Genomic DNA, 25,233 nt, shown 5'->3' with positions numbered 1-25,233 from the left:
GCAATCAACCGCCGATACACAACCGCCGATCCGGACCCGACGGGTCAGGTCGCCGATCACACCGACGGATCAGGCCGCCAGAAGGCTGGCCGGGCCGAACACCGTCTTGATCTCGCCGAACAGCGAGGTGTCGCGCTTGACGCGGAACCGGTCGCCGAAGGTCAGCATCCGCACGTTGCCCTTCTCGTCGGTGATCGCCAGCTTCACCTCGCAGTAGCCGGGGTGTCGCTGCAGGATGGTCGACAGGGACTGCGCGTGCCGCATGTCCAGCGCGGTGGACGGCAGCATGATGACCAGCGGCCGCTCGTCCTCCGCGTCCAGCGTCGGCACCTCCATTTCGGTGGCGCGCAGCGACACCGTCTCGTCACGGACCTCCACCATGCCGCGGATGCGCACCACGGTGTCCAGCGCCATGTCCCCCACCGAGGCCTCGTACACCTTGCCGAAGAACATGCACTGGATCGAGCTTTCCATGTCCTCGATGGTCACGATGGCCCAGGGGTTGCCCTTCTTCGACACCCGTCGGTCAATGCCGGTGATCAGGCCGGCGAGCGCCACCTGTTCACGGTCGCCCATGGTCTTGGCCCGGTCGACCAGCTGGGCGATCGACATGTCGCGCAGGCCGGCCAGCACGGCGGACATGCCGCTGAGCGGATGGTCGGAGACGTACAGGCCGAGCATCTCGCGTTCGAAGTTGAGCTTGGTCTTCTTGTCCCACTCCTCCATGTCGGGCACGCTCACGTCGGCGTCGCCCATCGCGTCGGCCGAGTCGGACGAGTCGCCGTCGTCCATGCCCGCGAACAGGTCGAACTGTCCCTCGGCCTCCTTGCGCTTGATCGGCACCACCTGGTTGATCGCGGTCTCGTGGATGGTGAACAGGGCACGACGGTTGGGGTCGATGGAGTCGAAGGCCCCGGCCTTGATCAGCGATTCGACGAGACGGCGGTTGAGCGCGGTGAGCGGCACGCGCTTGATGTAGTCCATGAAGTTCACGTACTTGCCGTGGGGACCGTTGCGCTCGGCGATGATGTCGGCCACCGCCTTCTCGCCCACGTTGCGGATGGCGCCGAGACCGAAGCGCACCACGTCGCCGACTGCCGAGTATTCGAGCACCGATTCGTTGACGTCGGGGGGCAGCACCTGGATGCCCATGCGTCGCGCCTCGCCGAGGTACAGCGCGGTCTTGTCCTTGTTGGTGCTGGCGCCCTGCAGCAGCGCGGCCATGAACTCGGTGGGGTAATGCGTCTTGAGGTAGGCGGTCCAGTAGGAGATCAGGCCGTAGGCGGCGGAGTGGGCCTTGTTGAACGCATAGCCGGAGAACGGCACCAGGATCTCCCAGATCGCCTCGGCTGCCTCCTCGGAGTAGCCGTGCGCCTTCATGCCGGCGAAGAACGGCACCTTCTCCTTGGCCAGCACCTCCGGCTTCTTCTTGCCCATGGCTCGGCGCAGCACGTCGGCCTTGCCCAGCGAGTAGCCGGCGAGGATTCGCGCGGCGGACTGCACCTGCTCCTGGTAGATGATCAGGCCGTAGGTCTCGTCGAGCACCTCCTTGAGCGGCTGATCGAGTTCGGGGTGGATCGGCTCGATCTTCTGCAGGCCGTTCTTGCGCTTGGCGTAGTTGGTGTGCGACTCCATGCTCATGGGGCCGGGACGGTACAGCGCGATGAGTGCGGAGATGTCGTTGAAGTTGGTCGGCTTGAGCGTGCGCAGCAGCGAACGCATGCCGTCGCCATCGAGCTGGAACACGCCGAGGGTGTCGCCCCGGGAGAGCAGCTCGTAGGTGGCCTTGTCGTCCAGCGGAATCTTGGTGTGGTCGATCGGCTCCTTGCCGTTGTTCTTGATGTTGCGCAGGGTGTCGCGGATCACCGTGAGGTTGGAGAGTCCCAGGAAGTCCATCTTGACCAGACCCAGGGTTTCGCAGGTGTGGTATTCGAAGGTGGTGGTCACCGTGCCGTCGGTGCGTTCCAGCAGCGGCGAGGTATCGGTGATCGGCTCGCTTCCCATGATCGTGGCGCAGGCATGCACGCCGGTCTGGCGGATCAGGCCCTCGATGCCCATGGCCTCCTCGGTGATGCGCTTGACGTCCGGATCGGATTCGTATAGTTCGCGGTATTCGCGGGCCTCGGCGTAGCGCTTGGCCTTCGGATCGAAGATGTCGTGCAGCTTGATGTCCTTGCCACCGGTCTCCGCCGGGGGCAGCGCCTTGGTGACGCGTTCGCCCATGGAAAACTCGTAGCCCATGATACGGGCGGAGTCCTTGAGCGCCTGCTTGGTCTTGATGGTGCCGTAGATCACGCACTGGGCGACCTTGTCGTGGCCGTACTTCTCCCCCACGTATTCGAGCACCTTCATGCGGCCGTCGGGGTCGAAGTCCACGTCGATATCGGGCAGGGAGACTCGCTCGGGGTTGAGGAACCTCTCGAAGATCAGGCCGTGCTCGAGCGGGTCGAGCTCGGTGATGCCCATGGCGTAGGCCACCATGGCGCCGGCGGCGGAGCCTCGGCCGGGCCCCACCATGATGCCGTGCTCCTTGGCCCAGTTGATGTAGTCGGAGACGACGAGGAAGTAGCCGGGGAACTGCATCTGGCAGATCACGCCGCACTCGTAGTCGGCCTGCTTGGCCACGTTCAGCGGCACGTTGCCCTCGTAGCGCTTCTCCAGGCCCTCCTCGACCTTCTTGAGGAACAGCGAGGTCTCGTCCCAGCCTTCGGGGCAGGCGAACTTCGGCATGAAGGCGCCGTCCTCGCCGTCGTCGAACATCACGTTGCAGCGTTCGGCGATCTCCAGCGTGTTGTCGCACGCCTCGGGCAGCTCCTTGAACAGGGCGCGCATCTCCTCGGCGGACTTGAGGTAGTAGCCGGAGCCGTCGAACTTGAAGCGGTCGGGGTCGTCGAGCTGGGAGCCGGAGTTGATGCACAGCATGGCGTCCTGCGCGCCGGCGTCCTCGGCGTGCACGTAATGCGAGTCGTTGGTGGCAAGGATCGGGGCGCCGAGCCGCTTCGCGATCTCCAGCAGGTCCTTGGTGACCTGCGTTTCGATGTCGAGTCCGTGGTCCATGAGCTCGATGTAGAAGTTCCCCCGGCCGAAGATGTCCTGCATCTCGCCGGCGGCGCGCATCGCCTCGTCGAACTGGCCGAGCCTGAGCCTGGTCTGGATGATGCCGGACGGGCATCCGGAGGAGGCGATCACACCCTTCGCATACGTGGCGAGCACCTCCTTGTCCATACGCGGGTAGCGCATCACGCGGCCTTCGAGATTCGCCACCGAGGAGGCCTTGATCAGGTTGACCAGTCCCTCGTCGCTTTCGGCCCACATGGTCATGTGGGTGATCAGGCCGCCGCCGGAGACGTCGTCGGGGTTGCGCTTGCGATGCTTCTCGTCGACGTTCGGATCCCAGTTCCTGTCCCAGCTGACCCTGGTGGGATCCTGCCTCGCCGTTTCCGGCGTCACGTACGCCTCGATGCCGATGATCGGCTTGACGTCCTGCTTGACGGCGGTGCTCCACATCTCGTAGGCGCCGTGCATGTTGCCGTGGTCGGTGATGGCGACGGCCGGCATGTCCAGCTCCTTGGCCCGCGCCACCAGATCGGGGATCTTCGAGGCGCCGTCCAGCAGCGAGTAGTGCGTGTGGTTGTGCAGGTGCACGAAATTCGACGAATCAGCCATGATGTCCAATCTACAGGGGTGGGAGGGGAAAGAGTTAGGGTTCGCGCTCGGCGGCCCGGGCGCGCAGCACGTCGAGGGCATGCGCCAGATCGGCGGGATACTGCGATTTCACATGGGTCCACACATGGGTACGGGGGTGACGGAATTCGAGCTCCATGGCGTGCAGCCACTGCCGTTCGAGCCCCAGCTCCTCGGCCAGCTTTGGATTCGCCCCGTACATGTGGTCGCCGACCAGCGGATGGCCGATCGACGAGAAGTGGACGCGGATCTGATGGGTGCGCCCCGTCTCGAGGTTGATCTTCGCGAGGGTGGCCTCGCCGAACCGTTCGAGGACGTCCCAGTGGGTGACGGCCGGCTTGCCCGCCGGGGTGACGGTGAACCGGAAGTCGGAGACGCGGTCCCTGCCGATCGGGGCCTCGATGGTGGCCCGGTCCTGTCGGAGATTGCCCTGGGCCACGGCATGGTAGGTCTTGACGACCTCATGCTCGGCGAACTGGCGGCGCATCTCCCGGTAGGCGAGTTCGGACTTGCACACCAGCATCAGTCCGGACGTGCCCACGTCCAGACGGCTGACGATCCCCTGCCGGCCCGCGGCGCCGTAGCTGGTGATGTGCACGCCACGCTGGAGCAAGCTGCCCAGCACGGTGGGGCCGGTCCATCCCGCGGAGGCGTGGGCGGCCACGCCGACCGGCTTGTCGACCACCACCACGTCATCGTCCTCGTAGGCGATGGCCATGTCCTCGGCGATGGGCTCGGGGCTTTTCACCTCGGCCTTCAGCGCGAATTCGACCATATCCCCCGCCAGCAGCGTGGTGGATCGGTCGCACGGCCGGTGCAGCAGCCTGACCTGTCCGGAGTCGATGAGATGGCCGGCCTTCGAACGGGATTCGCCGGTCATCTTGGCCACGGCGACGTCGAATCGGCGGCCGATCAGCGCATCGGGTGCGGGAACGATGGGTTCCATGGCTCAGCGCTCCTCGTGTTCGTTCGTCGTTCGGCGGACCGCGGCGTGATCGTCCTCCCGTCCGGTGTCGCGGAATGGCACGGAACGCAGGATCAGCGCCACCAGGGCGACCCCAGCCACGACCAGCCAGATGTCGGCGACGTTGCCGACCGACCAACCGTAGTCAAGGAAGTCCACGACGCTGCCGTCGAGAAACCCGTCGGCATAGATCACGCGATCGATGAGATTGCCCACGGCGCCGGAGAACGCCAGCGACAGGGCCAGCGCCCATGGCGTCGACGTGGTGATCACGCCGGCGACGAGCAGACCGACGCCGACGATCATGGCAAACAGGGAGATCACCCATGTGGCGGATGATCCCATGCCCAGGGACGCTCCGGGATTGTGCAGCAGCCGCAGGGACAGCAGTCCGGGGACCACCGGGGTCGACGAGTCCGTGGACAGTGATTCGAGCGCCATGAGCTTGGTCACCCGGTCGATGACCAGAGTGACCAGCGCTACGCATACGAAGACGGCCACGTGGACACGCGGCCGTCTTGCGGAGTTCAGTTCAGCCATACCGTCTTATCAGTGCTTGGACTGTCCCATGGCCTGGTAGTTGTTCGTATCGGAGATCTGCGCGGTCAGCTGGCCGAGGAACTCGGTCAGGCGGCTGCGGTACTCGGTCTCGAACTGCTTGAGGCCTTCGATGTTGCCCTCGATGACCTTGGAGTCGGCGTAGAGCTTGTCCTTGACCTGCTGGGCGTAGTCGTCAGCCGCGGCGCGGGTGCGACGATCGTACTCGTCGGCCACGTTGCGGGTCTTCTGGGCGTACTCGTCGCCTTCGGCGCGGGTCTTCTTGGAGTAGTTCTCCGCCTCGTTGTGCGTGTTGTTGGAGTACTCGTCGGCCGCGTTGCGGGTCTTCTTGGAGTATTCGTCGGCTTCGGTGCGGGTCTTCTTGGTGTAGGCGTCGGCTTCGGAATGGATGCGCTGGGAGTACGCGTCGGCATCCTGATGGATGCGCTGGGAGTACGCATCGGCCTTGTTGACGAGATCCTCATGCTTGGCCTGGCCGTCGGCGATGAACTGGTCGCGCTGGGCCTTGCCCTTGTCGACGTACTGATCGTGCAGCTGCATGGCGAGGGCCAGCATGGCGGTGGCACGCTCGGGCTCGGAGTTCGCGCCGGCACCGGCACCGGCGATCTTGCGCAGGCTGCCGGTCTCGGTCGGCGGCTCGACCTTGGCGAGCTGCTGGCGCATCTGCTCCTCGCGGGCCTTGGAGGCTTCGAGCTCCTTGTTGAGGGCGGCGATCTGCTTGCCGGCGTCGCCGGCGGAGGCGATCTGCTGCTGCAGGGTGGCGATCTGACGCTGGGCGTTCTGCAGCTGGCCGGTCAGGTCGGCGCTGCGACGGCGCTCGGTCTCGAGGGCCGCGGCGGCGTCACCGCTCTGCGCGGACTGGGCGGTGAGCTGATCGATCTGGGCGTTGAGCTGATCGACCTGGGACTTCAGCTGGGCGTTCTGGCTGGACAGGGTCTGCACCTGCTCCGCGTCGACGGAGTTCTGGGCCTGTTCCTTGTTCTCGGACTGCGCCTTGGCCAGCTGGTTAGTCAGCTGGGCGTTCTCGTTGGTCAGCTGGGCGATCTTGTCGTTCAGCGCGGCGACATCCGGACCCAGCGACTGGGTGGAACCCGACTGTGCGGCCTGGCTGCCAAGCGCCTCGACCGTCTCGGTGACCTCATCAAGGAAATCATCGACCTCGTCGATGTCGTAGCCTTCCTTGAAACGAACCGTCTGGAAAATATGGTTACGAATATCATTCGGTGTCAACAGGGCCATTACAGATCCCAACCTCACTCTCAGCTCATACTACGAGCTTATGAATTACGTACTCGGCACCATGCTAGCACGGTGCCTACGACTGTATAGGGTTTCGGTTTGCCATTCGGCCGCATCGCACGTCAGATCAGGATCTGCAGCACCACCAACGCGAAATACAGCACGATAAAGCTCACATCCAAGTACACAGTACCAAGTGGTATGGGCTTAATGTATCGCCGCAGCCATCTGAGCGGAGGCTCGGTGATCCGGTAGACCACGTCGATCAGGGCGGCGATGACGCCCCGGGGGTACCAGCGCGGGGCGAGCACGCGGACCCAGTCGAGGATCATCCGGACGAACAGCACGAAGATGTAGGCGTTGATCAGCCAATCGAGGATCAGCCTCAGCAGGTAAATCAGACTCATGTCCCCTACCGTATCAGCGGAAGGCCACAGAACGGGACGGTTACGCTACGTGCCGATGACGGGGACGATGATGACAGGGCAGGGACGCCGGCCGCGACGCCGGCGAAACGACGACCGCCCCGCCCGATACCCGTGGTCCCGATACCTGTGGTCGGTGAGCGGACGGATGTCGGACGGGGCGGTCGCTGGGCGGATGCCGTCGGACGGATGCGGATCAGGAGCCGAAGATGTCGGTGTCGGACGGGGCCGAGGTGTCCTCCACCTTGATGTTCACCTGGGCGGGGCTGAGCAGGAACACGCGCGGGGTGACCCGCTCGATGGATCCCCGCACGCCGAACACTACGCCGGCCGAGAAATCCACGATGCGGTAGGCGATGCTCTCCTCGACGCCGGTGAGATTGAGCACCACCGGCACGCCGTCGCGGATGGCACGGCCCACCAGCTGGGCCTCCTCATAGGACTTCGGGTGGATGGTGGTGATGCGGTTGAGCTGGCCCTTGAACGGCGTGGTGCGGCCGCGAGGCGAGGGCTGGGCCACCGGAGCCGCCTGCGCGGGGGCGGCGGGCGTCACCGTGCGGTCGGAGTCGAAGGACGATTCCTTGGCCGCAGGCTCCTCCTGCTCGAGCTCCTCCTCGTCGTCGACCACGTCGGCCATGCCGAGATACGACATCGCGTTCTTCATGAAGCCAGCCATCATTGCCCTCCAGTAGGTTCAGTGCGTATCAGCGAAGGAAGTCGGGGATATCGAGCAGATCGTCCGGGTCGGAATCGGGTACGCGGCTCGGCGGCACGATACGACGTTCGGAGGTATCGTCCGCGGCGGGCTGCACCGGCTGCACCGGCTGGACGGGCTGCTGCTGCACCGGCTGGGCCACAGGCGCCGGCTGGATGGGCTGGACCGGCTGCTGCACCGGCTGAGCGGTCTGGACCGGCTGCGAGTCCTGGGACGCGCCGGCGTTGCCGCCGTTGCTCAGTCGCAGTTCGGGCAGATCGGGGACCGAGACGTCCTTGCGCTCAACGGGACGGTAGGAGCTGGCCGTGGCCTTCTTGGCATCGAAGCCGGCGGCGATGACGGTGACGCGCACCTCGTCGCCGTAGGCGTCGTCCAGAGCAAGACCCCAGATGATCTGGGCCTCGGGGTGGATGGCCTGACGCACCAGATCGGAGGCTTCGGCCACTTCCTGCATGGTCAGGTCGGTGGGGCCGGCGACGTTGAGCAGCACGCCGTGGGCGCCCTCGATGCTGGCTTCCAGCAGCGGGGAGCTGATGGCGATCTCCGCCGCCTGCGTGGCGCGGTCCTCGCCCCGGGCGGAACCGATGCCGAACAGTGCAGTGCCGGCGTCCTTGAGGATGGCCGTCACATCGGAGAAGTCCACGTGGATGTAGGAGTTCATCGAGATCAGGTCGGTGATGCCCTGCACGCCGGCGAGCAGCGCCCAGTCGGCGTGCTTGAAGGCGTCGATGATGCTGACGGAGCGATCGGAAAGGTCGAGCAGTCGGTCGTTCGGGATGACGATCAGGGCATCGACCTCCTTGCGCAGGTTCTCGATGCCGGAATCGGCGGATGCGGAACGACGGGGGCCTTCGAAGCTGAACGGACGGGTGACCACGGCGATGGTGAGCGCGCCAAGCTGTCGGGCGGCCCGCGCGACGAGCGGGCTGGCGCCGGTACCGGTGCCGCCACCTTCGCCGCAGGTGACGAATACCATGTCGGCGCCCTTGAGGGCCTCCTCGATGTCGGACTGGTGGTCCTGGGCGGCCTTGGCACCCTTCTCCGGGTCCGCGCCCGCGCCGAGGCCACGACTGGTCTGATCGGAGAGCGAAATCTTGATGTCGGCGTCCGAACGCATCAGATCCTTGGCATCGGTGTTGATGGCCACGAACTCGACGTCCTGCAGCCCCTCGGCAATCATTCGATTGACCGCGTTGCCTCCGGCTCCACCCACGCCGACGACCTTAATCACGGTCTTATCGCTGAAATTCTCAGCCTGGGCAATGTCGCTCACTATTCTGCTCCTGTCACTCACGGTTATGCCTAACTTTATCGCAGTATTCCCGTTCAAACGTGAATATTCTATGGCGTGTACGTCTTTTTTCAGGCCGCGAACACCTAGCCTACGCCGAGGGCGCCCCGATCGTCCCGATTCTCAGTATGACGCATCCATCGGATCGTCGCCGAAGAGCGTCTCGCGCTCCTCGTGCGTGGTGACCCGGGAATCCAGCCAGCCATACGGCAGATGGACCTTCTTGGCGAATCGCACCCGGCCCCGGGGCTTGTCGATCACCCGCTCCGGATACTCCACCGTCGGGTCGAGGCGGTCGATCTCACGCCTCACGTCGGCCAGAGACTCGCACTCCATGAACGCCTTGCGCGTGGAGCCGCCCACCGGGAATCCCTTGAGATACCAGGCGATGTGCTTGCGCAGATCATGCACGGCCATCCGCTCGTCGCCGTCATAGAACTGCGTGAGCAGGCCGGCATGGCGCCAGATCACGTCGCATACCTCGCCCAGATTCGGGTTGAGACGTTCGGGACGGCCCTCGAAGGCGTTGCGGATGTTGGCGAACAGCCACGGACGGCCCTGACATCCACGGCCGATGGCCACGCCGTCGCATCCGGTCTGCCGGATCATGGCCAGCGCGTCCTCGGCCCCCCAGATGTCGCCGTTGCCGAACACCGGAATGTCAAGCGCCGACTTGAGTTCGCCGATGCGGCTCCAATCGGAGTGGCCGCCGTAGTACTCGGCGGTAGTGCGGGCGTGCAGCGTGACGGCCCGGCACCCCTCCTCCTGAGCGATATGGCCGGCCTCGAGGAACGTCTCGTGCTCGTGGTCGATGCCGACCCGGATCTTGGCCGTGACCGGGATGTCGGCCGCATCGCACACCTTCACCACGCGACGCAGGATCTCGGCGAACAGGTCGGTCTTCCACGGCAGTGCGGAGCCGCCGCCACGACGGGTGACCTTGGGCACCGGGCAGCCGAAGTTGAGATCGACGTGATCGGCCATATGCTCGTCCACCACGATCCTCGCCGCCTGCTCGACGATCGACGGGTTCACGCCGTACAGCTGCAGGGAACGCACCCGCTCCTGAGGGGCGAACCGGCACAGCCGCAGGGCCTTGGGATTGCGGGCCACCAGAGCCCTGGCCGTGATCATCTCGGCCACGTACAGGCCTTCGGGCCCGTATTCCTCGCATAGGACGCGGAACGGCCAGTTGGTCACCCCCGCCATCGGGGAGAGCACCACCGGGGTCGGCACGGTGATCGGGCCGAGCCTCACCGGCGAGATGTGCACGGGATCCGCGGGAACGGACGGCGAATCCGTACGCGGATCGAGGATCTCGGTCTCGTGGGGCGCGCTAATCGTGGTTTCCATGGGCTCCATCACTGGGTCGTGCATTCACCTTTCGGGCTGATATTGCGGACGATGTTTCGGACTGACGTTTCGGCTGCCGTCTCGGACACCGGGACGGCGCTGCCGCGGCGCGTGGGAAACGGCCGCGGCAGTCCGTCAGCGGATCGATGCGGATCGATGCGGATCGATGCCGGGGATCGGCGCGGATCGAGGATCCGTGGATCAGTACAGGCCGCCGGCCTCGTTGATCTTCACGGAATCCGGCCACGGATCCCCGCCCATCGACACCGGCTTCTGGGGCACGTGGGTGCGCTTCTCGCCGATGCGGGCGGCCACGTAGTCGGCGACCTTGTCGAGGGCCACGCGCTCCTGCTTCATGGTGTCGCGCTCACGGATGGTCACGGCCTGATCGTCGAGCGTATCGAAGTCCACGGTGATGCACAGCGGGGTGCCGATCTCGTCCTCGCGACGGTAGCGGCGGCCGATGGCACCGGACTCGTCGTAGTCGATCATCCACTCGTTCTGGCGCAGATCCGAGGCGAGGTTCTGGGCGACCTCCTGCAGCGCCGGCTTCTTGCTCAGCGGCAGCACGGCGGCCTTGATCGGGGCCAGACGCGGGTCGAGGCGCAGCACCGTGCGCTTGTCGACGCCGCCCTTGGTGTTCGGGGCCTCGTCCACGTCGTAGGCGTCCACGAGGAAGCACATGAGCGAACGGGTCAGGCCGGCGGCCGGCTCGATGACGTACGGCACGTAGCGCTCGCCGGTGGCCTGGTTGAAGTAGCTCAGGTCCTCGCCGGAGTGCTTCGAGTGGGCGGACAGATCGAAGTCGGTGCGGTTCGCCACGCCCTCGAGCTCACCCCAGTCGGAACCCTGGAAGCCGAACTTGTACTCGATGTCGACGGTGCGCTTGGAGTAGTGGGCGAGCTTCTCCTTCGGATGCTCGTAGTGACGCAGGTTCTCCGGCTTGACGCCGAGATCGAGGTACCACTGGGTACGCGCGTCGATCCAGTACTGGTGCCAGTCCTCGTCGGTGCCGGGCTGCACGAAGAACTCCATCTCCATCTGCTCGAACTCGCGGGTGCGGAAGATGAAGTTGCCGGGGGTGATCTCGTTGCGGAAGCTCTTGCCCATGTTGGCGATGCCGAACGGGGGCTTGGAGCGCGAGGAGGTCATCACGTTCTTGAAGTCCACGAAGATGCCCTGCGCGGTCTCGGGGCGCAGGTAGTGCAGGCTGTTCTCGTCCTCCACGGGGCCGAGGTGGGTGCGCAGCATCATGTTGAAGTCACGGGGCTCGGTCCACTTGCCGCGGGTGCCGCAGGCGGGGCAGACGATGTCGGCCATGCCGTTCTCCGGCAGCTTGTCGCCGTGCTTCTCAGCGTAGGACTCCTCCAGCTTGTCGGCGCGGTTGCGCTTGTGGCAGTTGAGGCACTCGACCAGCGGATCGTTGAACACCGCGACATGGCCGGAGGCCACCCACACGGGGGTCGGCAGGATGATGGACGTGTCCACGCCCACCACGTCGCCGCGGGTGACGACCATCGAACGCCACCATTCGCGCTTGATGTTGTCCTTCAGCGCGACGCCGAGCGGACCGTAGTCCCAAGCGGAACGGGTACCGCCGTAGATCTCTCCGGCGGGGAACACAAAGCCGCGACGCTTCGCGAGCGAGACAACGGCATCAAGTTTCGATTCAGCCACAATGCACCTTCTGGTTTGAACGGTTTGGGGTCGTGTACAACCGCCTAACATTACCGCCATGCGATGACAGCGGACGACGGCCCCGGATCTGTCCACTATCGCGCATACGTTGTGGAGCAGAAGCCGGGGAGCCCGCCGCATGTCGCACTGACGGGCAAGGGTGGGCCCCGGACCCCGAAACCTGTTGGAATCCCCTGTCGGGATCCTTCGGCCGACACCACTGGCCGACACCATCGTAGGGAGGCATCGCATGAGCACGGGCGCATCGCATGATTCCGCCGCCGCGCACAATCCGGACGAGTCGAACGCCATGCGTGGCCGTGGAACGGACCACGGAGAAACGGACCACGGCGCGCATGATCCGAACACGAACGATCCGAAGACGAACCGCAACCTGCCGATCAACAACCCCCTGCGCGGCGACATCGCCGCGGCAGTGACCGCCGTACGGGCCAGCAAGCCGCTGGCCCAGTCGCTGACCAACTTCGTCACCATCAATCTGGTGGCCAACGCCCAGCTGGCGGTGGGCGGCGCCGCGGCCATGCACTACAGCGCCGAGGAGGCCCACGCCCTCAACCAGGGGGCCTCGAAGGCCACCTACATCAATATGGGCACGCTGCTTGAGGAGTTCCGCGACCAGTATCCCGCCGCGGCCCGGGACACCGTCGCGGCCGGGCTGCCGTGGGTGCTCGATCCCGTGGGCGCCGGCGCCGGCGAGCTGCGCACGGCGATCCTGCGCTCGTTCGTCGACTGCCCGCCCGCCATCGTCCGGTGCAATGCGTCCGAGGCCATCGCCCTCGCCGGGATCTGGGGACTGGACGTGCCCGGTGCCGGCCGGGCCCACGCCGGGGTCGAATCGTCGGACGAGGTGGAGGCCGCCGTACCCGCCGCCCACGCCATCGCCCGGTTCACCGGCGGCGTGGTGTCGGTCTCCGGCGCGGTGGATCTGGTCACCGACGGCAGCCGAGACTTCTACCTGCCGGGCGGCAGCGTGTGGCTCACCAAGATCACCGGAGCGGGATGCTCGCTCGGCGGGGTGAGCGCCACCTACGCCTGCGTGGCCGAACCTCTGGTCGCCGCACTGGCCGCGGCCCTGCACTACAACCGGGCGGCGGACACGGCCGAACGCGTGGCCAACGGCCCGGCGTCGTTCCAGACCGCGTTCATCGACGCGCTGTGGAACACCTCCGCCGACGAGATCGCGCAGTCCACGATCTTCATCTGACTCATTTCCCCATCCGAGCCGGGTCGATCGCCACCGAACCGTCCGGATCGCCACCGACCTGCCCGGCCCACCGCCGATCAACCCGACCCGACCCCGTTGCCGCCGAAAGGAGCATCATGACCTTCCGATTCCCCTACCCCTCCATGCGCGAGACCTTCGATATCTCGGCCTATCTGGTGCTCGGCCCCGACGACACCCACGGCCGGCCCGTTCAGGACGTGGTGCGCGACGCCCTGCGCGGCGGCGTGACCTTCGTGCAACTGCGGGCCAAGCACTCCGACTCCGGCGAGATCATCGACATGGCCGGCCGGATCGCCGACGTGATCGCCGAGGAGGGCAAAAGCGACACCGTGCCGCTGCTCATCGACGACCGTCTCGACGCCGTGCTCGCCGCCAGGGAGCGGGGCATCAAGGTGGACGGCGTGCATGTGGGCCAGACCGACGTTCCCGCCGACGTGTGCCGCAAACTCCTCGGCCCCGACGCGATCGTGGGCCTGAGCGCCAACACCACCGAGCTGTTCGACGTCATCGAACGGATGCCCGCAGGGATCATCGACTACATCGGCGCCGGAGCCGTGCATCCCACCGCCACGAAGCCCGAGGCCCAGCTCATCGAGAACGCCGGCGACGACGCCTCGTCCATCGAGGCGATCGCCCGTCTGTGCGCGATCAGCGAATACCCCGTGGTGGCGGGCGGCGGCGTGAAGCTCGCCGACGTGGAGCCTCTGGCCCGTGCCGGAGCGGACGGCTGGTTCGCGGTCTCCGCCATCGCGGGCGCCGACGATCCCGAAGCCGCGGCGGCGGCCATGACCGAACGGTGGCGGACTACCATGCGCTCGCTGCCCGACGGCGGCCACGGCACCCGTCACGCGAAGGCCGAGGTCGGGGCGACCAACGTGGGACCAGAGGACGAGCGGTACGTCAACACCCTCGCCCAGCTCACGATCTGGCCCACCGGCGTCGGCGAGGAGCTCAGCGAATACGTGGCCGAGGTCGTGCGCGTGATCCGCGAATCGGGCATCCGCAACGAGACCCATGCCATGTCCACGGAGCTGGAGGGCGATTACGATGACATCATCGCGCTGGTGAAGAGGGCCGCGTTCGTGCTGCGTGATCATGGCTACCGTACGCAGGTGAGTCTGCAGATGGACATGCGTCCGGGATACCGCGACCAGATGCACCGCAAGGTCGAGCTGGTCGATGAAATCATTCGCGAAAACGGACGTGAGCGCTCTCATAACCGTTAAGATAGTTAACCATGACAACCATGAAGGAGATTGCCGAGCGCACGGGGGTATCGGTATCGACGGTCTCTTTGGTACTCAACGGTCGCGATGCCGGACGCGTGAAGCCCGGCATCGCATCGAAAGTGCGCAAAACGGCAGAAGATCTGGGCTACAGGCCCAATCCGCTGGCCAGAAGTCTAAGGACCAGCAAGACGAAGATACTGGGGTTCATCAGCGACGAGATCGCCACCACCCCCTATGCGGGGCGGCTGATTCTCGGCGCGCAGGACGCGGCCCGGTCGATGGGATACATGCTGCTCACCGTCAACACGAACGGGGACGTCGAACTCGAGCGGCATGAGATCAGCACGCTGAAGCAGTATGACGTGGACGGATTCCTCTACGCCTGCATGTTCGACCGTGCCGTCGACCCGCCTGACAGTCTGGAGCCGCTGCCCACCGTACTGCTCGACGGCACGGACAAGCGGGGACGTCTCGCCTCGATCGTACCCGACGAGCATCGCATCGGCTATGACGCCACCCGTCGGCTGATCGAGGCGGGATGCCGATCGATCGCCTACATCGGCGCCGGAGGGGAGGATCTGCCGAAGGTCAGCGGTCAGGTGATCGCCGACCGGTATCCCGCCGACGTGCTGCGCGAACAGGGGTATCTGGACGCCCTGCATGAGGCGGGCCGCGAAACCGACCCCGATCTCATGATCCGGGTGTCCTTCAATCGTCCGGCCCTCGACGCCGTCAGCGATCTGTTCGACCGCAAACGACCCGACGGATTCGTCTGCTTCAACGACGCGCGCGCCTGGTACGTCTATCTGTGCGCCGCGCAGCGAGGACTGACGATCGGCCGCGACGTGAGCGTCGTCGGCGTGGACAACCACCGTCTGGTGTCCGACACCCTGGCCCCGGAACTGACCACCGTAGATCTGCCCCACTATGAGATGGGTTATTGGGGCACACTCAAGCTGGTGTCGATCATCGAGCATCGGACGCCGGACGACGCGGCACTGCCCGGCACCCGTTCGCCCCTGCCCGATCTGAGCGAGACGAATGCGATGATCCACTGCACCCTGCTCGAACGTCATTCGGTCGCCGATCCCGCACGCTGAGGCCCTGCCGAACGGCCCTGTAGAAAGGCCATGCCAAACGGCCCTGCCGACACGCGAACACGCGACAGATGCCGTCAGAGTGTCGTCCTCTATAATCGTTTGACGTAGAGAAAGGCATTCAATGACGAGTGACATCAACAGGGAATTCATCGACCATACCTCGGCCCTGCGTGCCGCCGAGGAGGGCGTGGCCAAGCTGGCCGCCGGACGCAACGACCGCTGGTACCCGAAGTTCCACATCGCCTCCGACGGCGGCTGGATCAACGACCCGAACGGGCTCTGCTATTACAAGGGCCGCTGGCACGTCTACTACCAGCTGCACCCCTACGGCACCCAGTGGGGCCCGATGCACTGGGGCCACGTCTCCAGCGACGACATGATCACCTGGCGACGCGAGCCCATCGCCTTCGCCCCCAGCCTCGAGGAGGAGAAGAACGGCGTGTTCTCCGGCTCCGCCGTGATCGGCGACGACGGCAAGCCGAGGTTCTACTACACCGGCCACCGCTGGGCCAACGGCGTCGACGGCTCCGGCGGCGAATGGCAGGTGCAGATGCTCGCCGAACCGACCGACGACACGCTGAACGTCTTCGAGAAGAAGGGCATGGTCGTCGACTGCCCGCGCGAGAAGGTGCACTGGCACTTCCGCGACCCGAAGGTGTGGAAGACGAACGGCGTGTGGTACATGACCTTCGGCGTCTCCTCCGCCGAGCAGCGCGGCCAGATGTGGCTGTACACCTCCGACGACATGGTCGAATGGACGTTCAGGACCGTGCTGTTCGAGCACCCCGACCCGGACGTGTTCATGCTCGAATGCCCCGACTTCTTCCCCGTCAGGGACAAGGACGGCAACGAGAAGTGGGTCATCGGCTTCTCCGCCATGGGTTCGAAGCCGAGCGGCTTCATGAACCGCAACGTCAACAACGCCGGTTACATGATCGGTACATGGGAGCCGGGCGGCGAGTTCAGGCCCGAGACCGAGTTCCGCCCGTGGGACTGCGGCCATAACTTCTACGCGCCGCAGTCGTTCAACACCACGCCCGGCGACACCGCGGACAACGTCGACGGCCGTCAGATCATGTACGGCTGGCTCAGCCCGTTCGTCGATCCGGTTCCCATGCAGGAGGACGGCTGGTGCGGCCATCTGACGCTGCCGCGCGAGGTGTTCCTCGGCGAGGACGGCGACGTGCATACGGTGCCGGCCGCCGAGATCAAGGGTCTGCGCGAGGACACCCGGGACTTCGACGCCCTCACCGTGGCCTCCGGTAGTGAGTTCACGGTGGCGGACGATGCCGAGGCGCTTGAGATCGAGATGACCATCGATCTGAAGCACACCACGGCCGAGCGCGCCGGGATCAGGGTCCACGCCACCGAGGACGGCTCCTACACCTATGTGGCCTACGACGACCAGATCGGCGGCGTGGTGGTGGACCGTCAGGCCAACAGGTACGGCGACCGAGGCTACCGTGTGGCCCCGCTCGACCCGGCCGAGCTCGCCGCCGACGAGCTGAGGCTGCGCGTGTTCGTGGACCGCGGATCCGTGGAGGTCTACGTGAACGACGGTCATCAGGCGATGAGCTCCTACAGCTACGCCGCCGAGGGCCCGCGCGCCGTAAGGCTCGCCGCCGAGTCGGGCGATCTCGCGGTCGCGGCGCTGACCACGCACACGCTGCGCTCCATCGGACTCGAGTAGCGAAATTTCGCATTGACACTGTTGAAACCGTCGGAATACCGGAGTGAAATCGACGATTTCGACAGTGTCAATGCGGTTTATGGGCAAGGCTCAGCGCTTCACTCCCCCGAAACGACGATCGCGGTGGATGTAGTGGTCGATGGAACGCCACAGGACCTCGCGGCCGCAGTCGGGGAACAGTTCCGGCACGAAATCGAGTTCGGCGTAGGCGGCCTCCCACGGCAGGAAGTTGCTCATCCGCTGCTCGCCCGACGTGCGGATCACCAGATCACAGTCGGGGATGTCCGGATTGTACAGATGCTGGGCGATCATCTTCTCGGTCACGCGGTCACCGCTGATCCGCCCGTCACGCACCTCCTGCGCAATGGCCGCGCAGGCGTCGGCGATCTCGGCCCGGCCGCCGTAGTTGATGCAGAACACCACGTCGATGGTCTTGTTGTGCTTCGTGCGCTCCATCGCCACTTCGAGCTCGTCGATCACCGACTTCCACAGCTTCGGACGGCGGCCCGACCATCGCACGCGCACGCCCCAGTCGTCCATCTGCGCCACGCGGCGGTGGATGATCTCGCGGCTGAAGCCCATCAGGAACCGCACCTCCTGCGGCGAGCGCTTCCAGTTCTCGGTGGAGAACGTGTACAGGCTCAGATACCGCACGCCGGCCTCGATGGCGCCGGCGATGGTGTCGAACACCACGGGCTCCGCGGCCTGATGACCGTCGGTGCGGATCAGTCCCCGCTGCTGTGCCCAGCGTCCGTTGCCGTCCATGATCACGCCGACGTGGCGGGGCACCTTGTTCTTCGGAAAGTCGGGGATGCGGGAGGGGTCCGAGAAGGGTGCGGCCGGGATGTCCAGCGATTTGTAGTCCACATGTTCAAAAGCCATATCGCTAATCTAACAGGCGCGCGGAACGAATCGGCCGTTCCAGATAGTATTCCGCCCATTCCTCGACCGTTCTGTCGACGATTCCCGGCACGGCGGCACCAGAAGCTGCGGCATCGGGGACCGTGGCGCCGGGAGCCGCAGGCACCGCCACGGCACTGTTAGCCCCGGCCTGCCTGCCCCCGTCGGATCCGGCCCCGGTTTGGCCCGGCTTCTCCGAGGAGCGCTCCAGCGCCCTCCAGTCGCCTTCCAATAGCGCGCGCAGCCGTTCGATGCGCCGCAGGCTGATCCTTCGCGCCTCGGGGGTGCGGTCGGCGGCGCACATCACGCCGCCCGCGGGGATCGACAGGAACCAGGCCGTCTCTGGCTCCCCGTCACCGAGTACCGGACCAGACACCGGATCCTGCACCGGCAGGCCGCAGACCACGCAGGAGTCCAGCCGCGGCCGCCATCCCGCCAGGGCCAGCGATCGCAGCATGTAGGAGTCGGTCACGTCCTGCACGCCGTGCAGGTGGCGGGCCAGCGCGGAGATCGCCCCGACCGCCAGCCGGTATTGTTCCGGGGATGGTTCGTCCAGCGTCGAGAACAGCTTGTCGGCGGTCTCCCCGATCACGTTGGCGGCGAGATACCGGTCGTAGTCGGCGATGAGGGGGTCGGCGTAGGCGCTGACGGTGGAGGCCTGCGAGATCACGTCGAGGCTGCGGCCCGTGGCGATCAGCAGGTCGACGCGCATGAACGGTTCCAGTCGGCCGCCGAACCGGGTCTTCATCCGTCGCACGCCCTTGGCGACCGCACGGACCTTGCCGTGGTCGCGCGTGAGGATCGTGACGATCCCGTCGGCCTCGCCGAGCTTCGTCGTACGCAGCACCAGCCCCTCGTCACGGTACAGCGGCATGGTCTTGCCTCCTTCGTCCGTCTCGTAGATGCTAGTAGATGAACAGTCCCCAGAATGCGAACACCAGCAGCAGGCAGAACATGGCCAGCGTGGTGATCACGAAGAACGCGACGCCGAATCGGGTGGAGGCGAGCACCGGTCCGGTGTCCACGCCGCGGATGCGGATCACCGGTCGGCCGGTGAGTCTGCGCGCCTGGATGTCGGCCCGCCATTCCTCCGGGGTCCGCAGCAGTCCCCTGAGCGAGGCCGCTTCGAGGATCTGGCCGAACACCCGCGACCACGCCCACACCACGACGGCGCAGAACACCTGCAGGGCGTACCAGCTCCAGTAGATCATGCCGGGCGCTTCGGGCGCGGCCCCCCAGATCAGTTTCACCATGCGCCAGATGATCTGGCCGACGCCGGCGAAGAACAGGAGCAGCATGGCCTGGGTGGTGAGGGATATCGTGATCAGCACTCTCTGGAATCCCGGTACCAGTCCGATGGCCCGGCCTCCCCCGTGCGTCATGGTCCAGATCTTGCGCACCAGCGCGGTGATGGCGAACAGCCATGAGACGATGAGCATGACGGCCGCCGCGACATGGATGATCACCCCGTAGACGGTCATTTTCGTGTGGGCGGTGAGATACGTCGGCACGCCGATCGACTGGACGATGGAGGCGCCGGCGATGGAGGCGCCGGTGGGTTCGAGCCCCCGGACCTTGCCGACGGCCCAGTCGACGAAGTCGTTTTCGTACCGGTCGGCCAGCGGCGTGCCCTCCTCCGCCTCGTCACCGAGCCTGAGCACGTGATTCGCCACCGGATAGTTGCGGATGGTCACGTCCCAGTTGCCCACGCTGTGGGCCATGGTTTCGATCTGCCGTACGCCGTCCACCTGCGCGGTCATCACGTCCTTGGACCCGTAGGCGACGAAGGTCGGAATCGCATAGCCTTCGGCGACCATCGGATCGAAGTCGAGGTTGTACAGGCCGAATCGTGCGGCGTCGACGCTGAACACGCGCCGGACGATCGACTGGTATCCGGGGTTTGCGCCGACGATCGCGAAATCCTGGGCCACGAAGAACCCCAGCGCGTGACGGGGCGAGAACACCATCGGCGACAGCAGCACCTGGAAAGCGATATGCCCGTCCTCGCGGACCAGATACGGTGAGATCCATGTACTTTCGGAGGTTGCGTACAGTCCGACCTTCTCCGGATCCACGGCGGACATCGACCGCAGGTAGTCCACCACCTGACCGTAGGCGTGGGCGGATCCCGGATAATCGCGGTCGACGTCGCCGGTGGACCAGACCGGCTTGTCGACCGTGGCGGTGACGAACCCGGCCGAACTCAGGTCCGTGGCCACGTCGCCGAAGGAGTTGTCAGCAGTGCCGTATCCGGCGCCGTGCATGAATACGGCGGCGGGAAGACCGTGGTTCGACGAAAGACCCTTCGGCGAGCGGATCAGGACGTGGGCACGCTGGATCTCGCCGGTGGACGGACGTTTGAGATCGATCCACGTATCGGTGGTCTCGACCTTGTACGTGCCGCGTTTCGGCAGCTGTTCGCCGCCCGGATTCGCGTAGGTGACCGCCGTGTCCGACGCCAGCGTGTTGACCGTCTGGTCGATCGGATCGTTATGCCATTCGACGGTGGTGGCGTGGGAGACGGAGGTGAGGATGCCCATCAGGATCAGGAAGATCGGCAGACTGACGAGCAGCCGCTTGGACCAGTTCCATCGCGGCTGCTCGATTCCGTTGCGTTTCCTGCGTTTCGACACGCACGCCATTCTATATCACGGTGTCGCGGACGGGAACGGTGCCGGTCCCGGATCGGCACAGCCCGCGCGACCGAACGGCGTTACCGGCGTTACCGGTGTTACCGGCGATGCGTGCCCGGCGACTGGATCGGCACGACCACCGGGGACGTGCCCTCGAGCGTGGTGCCTTCGCGTTCGGCGTCGGCCTTCATCTGGTCGGCAATCTCCAGCGCCTTGTTGAGCAGCGTATCGACGATCCGATCCTCGGGGACGGTTTCGATGACCTTGCCCTTGATGAAGATCTGGCCCTTGCCGTTGCCGGAGGCCACGCCGAGATCGGCTTCACGCGCCTCGCCGGGGCCGTTGACGATGCAGCCCATCACGGCCACGCGGATCGGCGCCGTCACGTCCTTGAGGCCTTCGGTGACCGCGGAGGCGAGCTGGATCACATCGACCTGCGCACGGCCGCAGCTGGGGCAGGAGATGATGTCGAACTTGCGGGGACGCAGCCCCATGTATTCGAGCAGCTTGCACCCGACCTTCACCTCTTCGACGGGAGGGGCGGAGAGCGAAACGCGGATCGTGTCGCCGATGCCCTCGGCCAGCAGCGCGCCGAACGCCAGACACGACTTGATCGTGCCCTGCCATGCGGGGCCGGCCTCGGTGACGCCGAGGTGCAGTGGCCAGTCGCCCTTCGAGGCGAGCAGACGGTAGGTCTGCACCATGGTGATGACGTCGTGGTGCTTCACCGAGATCTTGAAGTCGTGGAAGCCGACGTCCTCGAACATGCGGGCCTCCTTGAGCGCCGAAGCGACCAGCGCCTCGGGGGTGGGCCCGCCGTACTTGGCGTACAGCTGCTTGTCGAGCGAACCGGCGTTGACGCCGATGCGCAGGGAGATGCCGGCATCGGTGGCCGCCTTGCAGATGGACGGGCCGACCTCGTCGAACTTGCGGATGTTGCCGGGGTTGACGCGCACGGCCGCACAGCCGGCGTCGATGGCCTGGAACACGTACTTGCTCTGGAAGTGGATGTCGGCGATCACCGGCAGCGGCGACTTGGCGACGATCTGCGGCAGCGCGTCGGCGTCGTCCTGACTGGGCACGGCCACGCGGACGATGTCGCAGCCGGCCTGCGCGAGTTCGCCGATCTGACGCAGCGTGGCGCCCACGTCGGCGGTGAGCGTGTTGGTCATGGACTGCACCGAGATCGGCGCCCCGCCGCCCACCGGCACCGGGCCGACCATGATGCGGCGTGATTTGCGTCGCGGATGCAGCGGCGATTCGCTGATGGCGGCCTGACCGGTCTTGCGGAAGGCCCGATCCCCGCCGGACGTGGCGTCCGACGGTTCGGCGGGCATGGTGGTGGATGCGTGCATGGCGGTGTTGGTCTGATCAGTCACGATTTCAGTCACGGTTGTTGTCTATCAGATCGTCGGCGAGACGACGGGCGGTTCGCTCGACTTGATTCATTTCCTCCACGGACTCGAAGAGCGGCGCCGACCGGAAGTCGGCGTCCATCTCGTCGAGTACCGCGCGAACGGTGTCGACGATGCCCAGATACGGCAGGCGACGTTCGAGGAAGGCGTGCACGGCCTGCTCGTTGGCGGCGTTGAGCACGGCGGTATGCTTCTCGGAGGCGGTCAGGCAGTGCCGGGCCAGCGACACCGCGGGGAACGCCTCGTCGTCCAGCGGCTCGAACGTCCATTGCGCGGCCTTCGTCCAATCGCATGCCGCAGCTACGTTCGGCAGACGGTCGGGGGCGGACAGTCCCAGCGCGATCGGCAGGCGCATGTCCGGCGGCGAGGCCTGTGCAATGGTGGCGCCGTCGCGGAATTCGACCATCGAATGCACGATGGACTGGGGGTGCACGGTGACGGCGATGCGGGCCGGTTCGATGTCGAACAGCCGGCTGGCCTCGATGACCTCAAGACCCTTGTTCATCAGCGTGGACGAGTTGATCGTCACCACCGGGCCCATGTTCCACGTGGGATGGTGCAGGGCCTGCTCAGGCGTGACGTCGGTCAGTTCGGCACGGGTGCGGCCGCGGAACGGCCCGCCGGACGCGGTGACCACGAGACGGGAGACCTCGCCGTGGGTTCCCGAACGCAGGGACTGCCAGATGGCGGAATGCTCCGAATCGACCGGGTTGATCTGACCGGGACGCACCTGGGCGTCGAACAGCAGGTGACCGCCGGCCACCACCGATTCCTTGTTGGCCAGCGCCAGCTGGGATCCCGCATGCAATGCGGCGATGGAGGGATTCAGGCCGATGGAGCCGGTGATGCCGTTGAGCACCACATCGGCGCCCATGGCGGCCATGTCGTCGATGGACCGCGCCCCGCAGGAGACCTCGACGTCCTTCGCCCCGGCCGCCTCGAGGGCCTGCCGCAACGGCTGTGCGGCCTCCTCGTGGAACACCGCGACATTGCGCACATGGAACCTGACGGCCTGTTCGGCCAGCAGCTCGACGTGCGCGCCGCCCGCGGCGAGACCGATGACCTCGAACCGTTCGGGATGACGGGCGATCACGTCCAATCCCTGCGTGCCGATGGAACCGGTGGAACCGAGGATGACGACCGTACGCCGCCACGTCGTCTCGTCGTTCATATCGTTCATGTCCTTGTCGATCATGCCCTTATTGATCATGCCTGGGTATCGTCCTTGTCGTGCTTGCCGTGTCTGCCGCGCTCGCCGAGACCGGCGCTGAAATCATCATCCGCCGAGGGGAAGGTGAGATTGGGGATGTGGAAGTCCACCGCCGGCATGGAGCTGGTGTCCAGCAGGGCGGCGAAGTAATCGTCGGCCTCGTCCTTGGCCTCGAACACCGAGGCTCCGTTGGTCGATCCGGCATGCGAGGACGGTGCGGAAGGTGAGGACGGGGTCTCGGCCGTGTGGGGCGTCGGATTCGCGGTGCCGTTCGCACCGCCGGCGTGCCGGGCCTCCTCATGCGCGGGAGACTCGGACGAAGCATAGCCGGACGAAGCGCGGTTGGACGAAGCGCGGTTGGACGAAGCGGCGTCATGGGAGCCGTGCCGCGGAGCCGACTCGGCGAAATCCACGGCCCAGCTGTCGATGGCGACGTCGTTGACGCCGCCGGATTCGGACGCGGTCCGTGCGTGACGCGGCAGATGCGCGCCGGAGTCCGTCCTCGGGGAACGGGGGGCGGGGGCGAAACGCGGAATCGAAGTCGAGATCTCCGGCTTCGCCGCGGCGGATTGCTCCGGGACCGCGGTCTGCGACGGGACCACAGACTGCGCCGTGGCCGTGGGCTGCTCCGGGACCGCGGTCCGTTCCGAGACCACGGCCTGCGGATGCGGAGCCGGCACGGCATGGGATTCCTTCGGCGTGGTCTCGATGATCATGGTCGGCTGGGACTGGGCGTGGGCGGACGCCGACGACGGGTCCGAAGACCGGGACTGGGACTGCACGTCGTGTACATCGTCCGCGGAAGCCTTCTCCTGCGGGGAGGCCGCGTTGACCAGACCCGCCAGCGAGCCGCTGACCGCCGCGGCCGGGCCCGCCACCGCGGAGGCCGAGGATCCGCTGAAGATCTCGCTCTCCGCCTTGCGCAGATCATAGAAGGACTTGTCATGACGCGAGGAGACGGTACGACGTCGGGCGGCCGGCGGCACAGTGACGGGGTCCGGGCCGGAACCCGCGGCCTGATCGTCGTCGCTCGCGACCGAAGGATTCACCGCCGAACGACTCGGCGCGGCCGGCGGAGTCATGGTCTGCTCCGCAACGGATTCCTCGGAGGAGCCGACTGCCATACCGGCGGCCGAGGTCGCGGACGCCGACTCCGCGTCGACGTCATCGTCGTCGGCGTGGGCGGCGACCTGCGTCAGCGGGCCTTCCAGTCTGGCGAATGATTCGAGACGGGACAGCACCTGCACCGCACGATTGAGATAGGCGTCGACCTGCCGTTCGGCATAGCCCTTCTTGCCGGTGCGCTGCGTGAAGATGATGTTGGCGACCTGCGTGGAGCTCAGCTCGGCATCGGCCTTGCGCTGCGCGTCGCTGAGCTGTCCGTCGCTCTCCCCCAGATCGCGCCGGATCTTGCCCACCAGCTGATCGACCAGACGATCCACCTGCTTGCGATCGTATGAAGGCTTCTTGTCCTGCCCATCCGCGAACCGTTCCTTCACCGGACGCTCGGCACGCGGATACAGGCTGTGCGCGAGCCGCTCGGTGGCCGCCCTCCATGCCACCCGGCCGAAGGCGTTCACGTCCCATTGGGTCTGCTTGTCGACCACGGCCTTCTCCAGACGGTTCAGCGCCGCATCGACCTGCGAGATGACGTACCCATCCTTCTCCAACGCGAAGGAGACGTTCTGAATGTCCTCCTGGGTCATTTTCGGCTCGTCGTCCTCATACAGATGATGCGCCCGCTCGAGGAACGAATCGACCTGCGCCACGTCGTATCCCCACTTACGTTTGCCGGCGCGGGCAAGCGAAGCGCCTGCGCGCTCAGAAACGGGCTGCTGTGCCATAGAACCAACCTCCTTGGCCGCCGAGGGACCCAATCCGATAACTACACAGTCACCTTACGC

The 25,233-nt window shown here is 65.9% G+C and carries 19 protein-coding genes; 4 read left to right on the top strand and 15 right to left on the bottom strand.

The features are described from left to right. Nucleotides 1-69: 69 nt before the first annotated feature. From dnaE to CSQ87_RS01045, 9 genes are all read right to left on the bottom strand, one after another. Nucleotides 70-3,666 (bottom strand): DNA polymerase III subunit alpha, encoded by a 3,597-nt coding sequence (dnaE, locus tag CSQ87_RS01085; protein WP_100512018.1) that lies wholly within the window; start codon nt 3,664-3,666, stop codon nt 70-72. A 34-nt stretch (nt 3,667-3,700) separates the two neighbouring features. Further along, a complete protein-coding gene (locus CSQ87_RS01080) occupies nt 3,701-4,630 on the bottom strand; it encodes an RluA family pseudouridine synthase (protein ID WP_100512017.1) in 930 nt (309 codons plus the stop codon). Between the two features lie 3 nt (nt 4,631-4,633). Further along, a complete protein-coding gene (locus CSQ87_RS01075; RefSeq protein WP_100512016.1) occupies nt 4,634-5,188 on the bottom strand; it encodes a signal peptidase II in 555 nt (184 codons plus the stop codon). A 9-nt stretch (nt 5,189-5,197) separates the two neighbouring features. Next, on the bottom strand, nt 5,198-6,445 hold the full coding sequence (locus CSQ87_RS01070) for a DivIVA domain-containing protein (protein ID WP_100512015.1): 1,248 nt from the start codon (nt 6,443-6,445) through the stop codon (nt 5,198-5,200). Nucleotides 6,446-6,567: 122 nt separating this feature from the next. Continuing rightward, a complete protein-coding gene (locus CSQ87_RS01065; RefSeq protein ID WP_165776677.1) occupies nt 6,568-6,852 on the bottom strand; it encodes a YggT family protein in 285 nt (94 codons plus the stop codon). Nucleotides 6,853-7,066: 214 nt separating this feature from the next. Further along, the gene (locus CSQ87_RS01060) at nt 7,067-7,546 is read right to left on the bottom strand and encodes a cell division protein SepF (RefSeq protein ID WP_100512216.1); all 480 of its coding nucleotides are present in this window, start codon (nt 7,544-7,546) and stop codon (nt 7,067-7,069) included. Between the two features lie 28 nt (nt 7,547-7,574). Further along, entirely contained in the window at nt 7,575-8,861 is a 1,287-nt protein-coding gene (gene ftsZ / locus CSQ87_RS01055) for a cell division protein FtsZ (protein ID WP_165776693.1), read from the bottom strand. 138 nt (nt 8,862-8,999) lie between these two features. After that, complete coding sequence (gene dusB, locus CSQ87_RS01050) at nt 9,000-10,229, bottom strand: tRNA dihydrouridine synthase DusB (protein ID WP_243388778.1); 1,230 nt, start codon at nt 10,227-10,229, stop codon at nt 9,000-9,002. Nucleotides 10,230-10,430: 201 nt separating this feature from the next. Beyond that, complete coding sequence (locus CSQ87_RS01045) at nt 10,431-11,906, bottom strand: glycine--tRNA ligase (RefSeq protein ID WP_100512010.1); 1,476 nt, start codon at nt 11,904-11,906, stop codon at nt 10,431-10,433. A 310-nt stretch (nt 11,907-12,216) separates the two neighbouring features. Here CSQ87_RS01045 and thiM point away from each other — a divergent pair, with 310 nt between their 5' ends. The 4 genes from thiM (at nt 12,217) to CSQ87_RS01025 (ending at nt 17,171) form a co-directional block, all read left to right on the top strand. Continuing rightward, nucleotides 12,217-13,131 (top strand): hydroxyethylthiazole kinase, encoded by a 915-nt coding sequence (gene thiM, locus CSQ87_RS01040; RefSeq protein WP_100512215.1) that lies wholly within the window; start codon nt 12,217-12,219, stop codon nt 13,129-13,131. A 116-nt stretch (nt 13,132-13,247) separates the two neighbouring features. After that, nucleotides 13,248-14,378: an MTH1187 family thiamine-binding protein gene (locus CSQ87_RS10980; RefSeq protein ID WP_100512008.1), complete on the top strand. Its 1,131-nt coding sequence runs from the start codon at nt 13,248-13,250 to the stop codon at nt 14,376-14,378. Between the two features lie 11 nt (nt 14,379-14,389). Beyond that, nucleotides 14,390-15,481: a LacI family DNA-binding transcriptional regulator gene (locus CSQ87_RS01030; RefSeq protein ID WP_100512006.1), complete on the top strand. Its 1,092-nt coding sequence runs from the start codon at nt 14,390-14,392 to the stop codon at nt 15,479-15,481. A 121-nt stretch (nt 15,482-15,602) separates the two neighbouring features. Continuing rightward, the gene (locus CSQ87_RS01025) at nt 15,603-17,171 is read left to right on the top strand and encodes a glycoside hydrolase family 32 protein (RefSeq protein ID WP_100512004.1); all 1,569 of its coding nucleotides are present in this window, start codon (nt 15,603-15,605) and stop codon (nt 17,169-17,171) included. A gap of 90 nt (nt 17,172-17,261) precedes the next feature. Here CSQ87_RS01025 and CSQ87_RS01020 read toward each other — a convergent pair whose 3' ends face one another. From CSQ87_RS01020 to CSQ87_RS10975, 6 genes are all read right to left on the bottom strand, one after another. Then, nucleotides 17,262-18,053 carry an isoprenyl transferase gene (locus tag CSQ87_RS01020; RefSeq protein WP_100512002.1) on the bottom strand — a complete coding sequence of 264 codons (792 nt, stop codon included), beginning with the start codon at nt 18,051-18,053 and terminating at the stop codon, nt 17,262-17,264. Between the two features lie 4 nt (nt 18,054-18,057). After that, nucleotides 18,058-18,945, bottom strand: a complete 888-nt coding sequence (gene recO, locus CSQ87_RS01015; RefSeq protein WP_100512001.1) for a DNA repair protein RecO — start codon at nt 18,943-18,945, stop codon at nt 18,058-18,060. A 31-nt stretch (nt 18,946-18,976) separates the two neighbouring features. Continuing rightward, nucleotides 18,977-20,713, bottom strand: coding sequence for an alpha/beta hydrolase family protein (locus CSQ87_RS01010; RefSeq protein WP_100511999.1), 1,737 nt, complete (start codon nt 20,711-20,713; stop codon nt 18,977-18,979). An 89-nt stretch (nt 20,714-20,802) separates the two neighbouring features. Then, on the bottom strand, nt 20,803-22,041 hold the full coding sequence (gene ispG, locus CSQ87_RS01005) for a flavodoxin-dependent (E)-4-hydroxy-3-methylbut-2-enyl-diphosphate synthase (RefSeq protein ID WP_100512214.1): 1,239 nt from the start codon (nt 22,039-22,041) through the stop codon (nt 20,803-20,805). A gap of 46 nt (nt 22,042-22,087) precedes the next feature. Beyond that, the gene (dxr, locus tag CSQ87_RS01000) at nt 22,088-23,290 is read right to left on the bottom strand and encodes a 1-deoxy-D-xylulose-5-phosphate reductoisomerase (protein ID WP_100512213.1); all 1,203 of its coding nucleotides are present in this window, start codon (nt 23,288-23,290) and stop codon (nt 22,088-22,090) included. A 35-nt stretch (nt 23,291-23,325) separates the two neighbouring features. Continuing rightward, nucleotides 23,326-25,173, bottom strand: coding sequence for a DivIVA domain-containing protein (locus CSQ87_RS10975; RefSeq protein ID WP_207761066.1), 1,848 nt, complete (start codon nt 25,171-25,173; stop codon nt 23,326-23,328). Nucleotides 25,174-25,233 lie beyond the last annotated feature (60 nt).

Source organism: Bifidobacterium simiarum (assembly GCF_002802905.1).
GTDB lineage: Bacteria > Actinomycetota > Actinomycetes > Actinomycetales > Bifidobacteriaceae > Galliscardovia > Galliscardovia simiarum.
The sequence above is the reverse complement of the archived record's forward strand: the minus strand, read 5'-3'. Positions and strand labels throughout refer to the sequence as shown.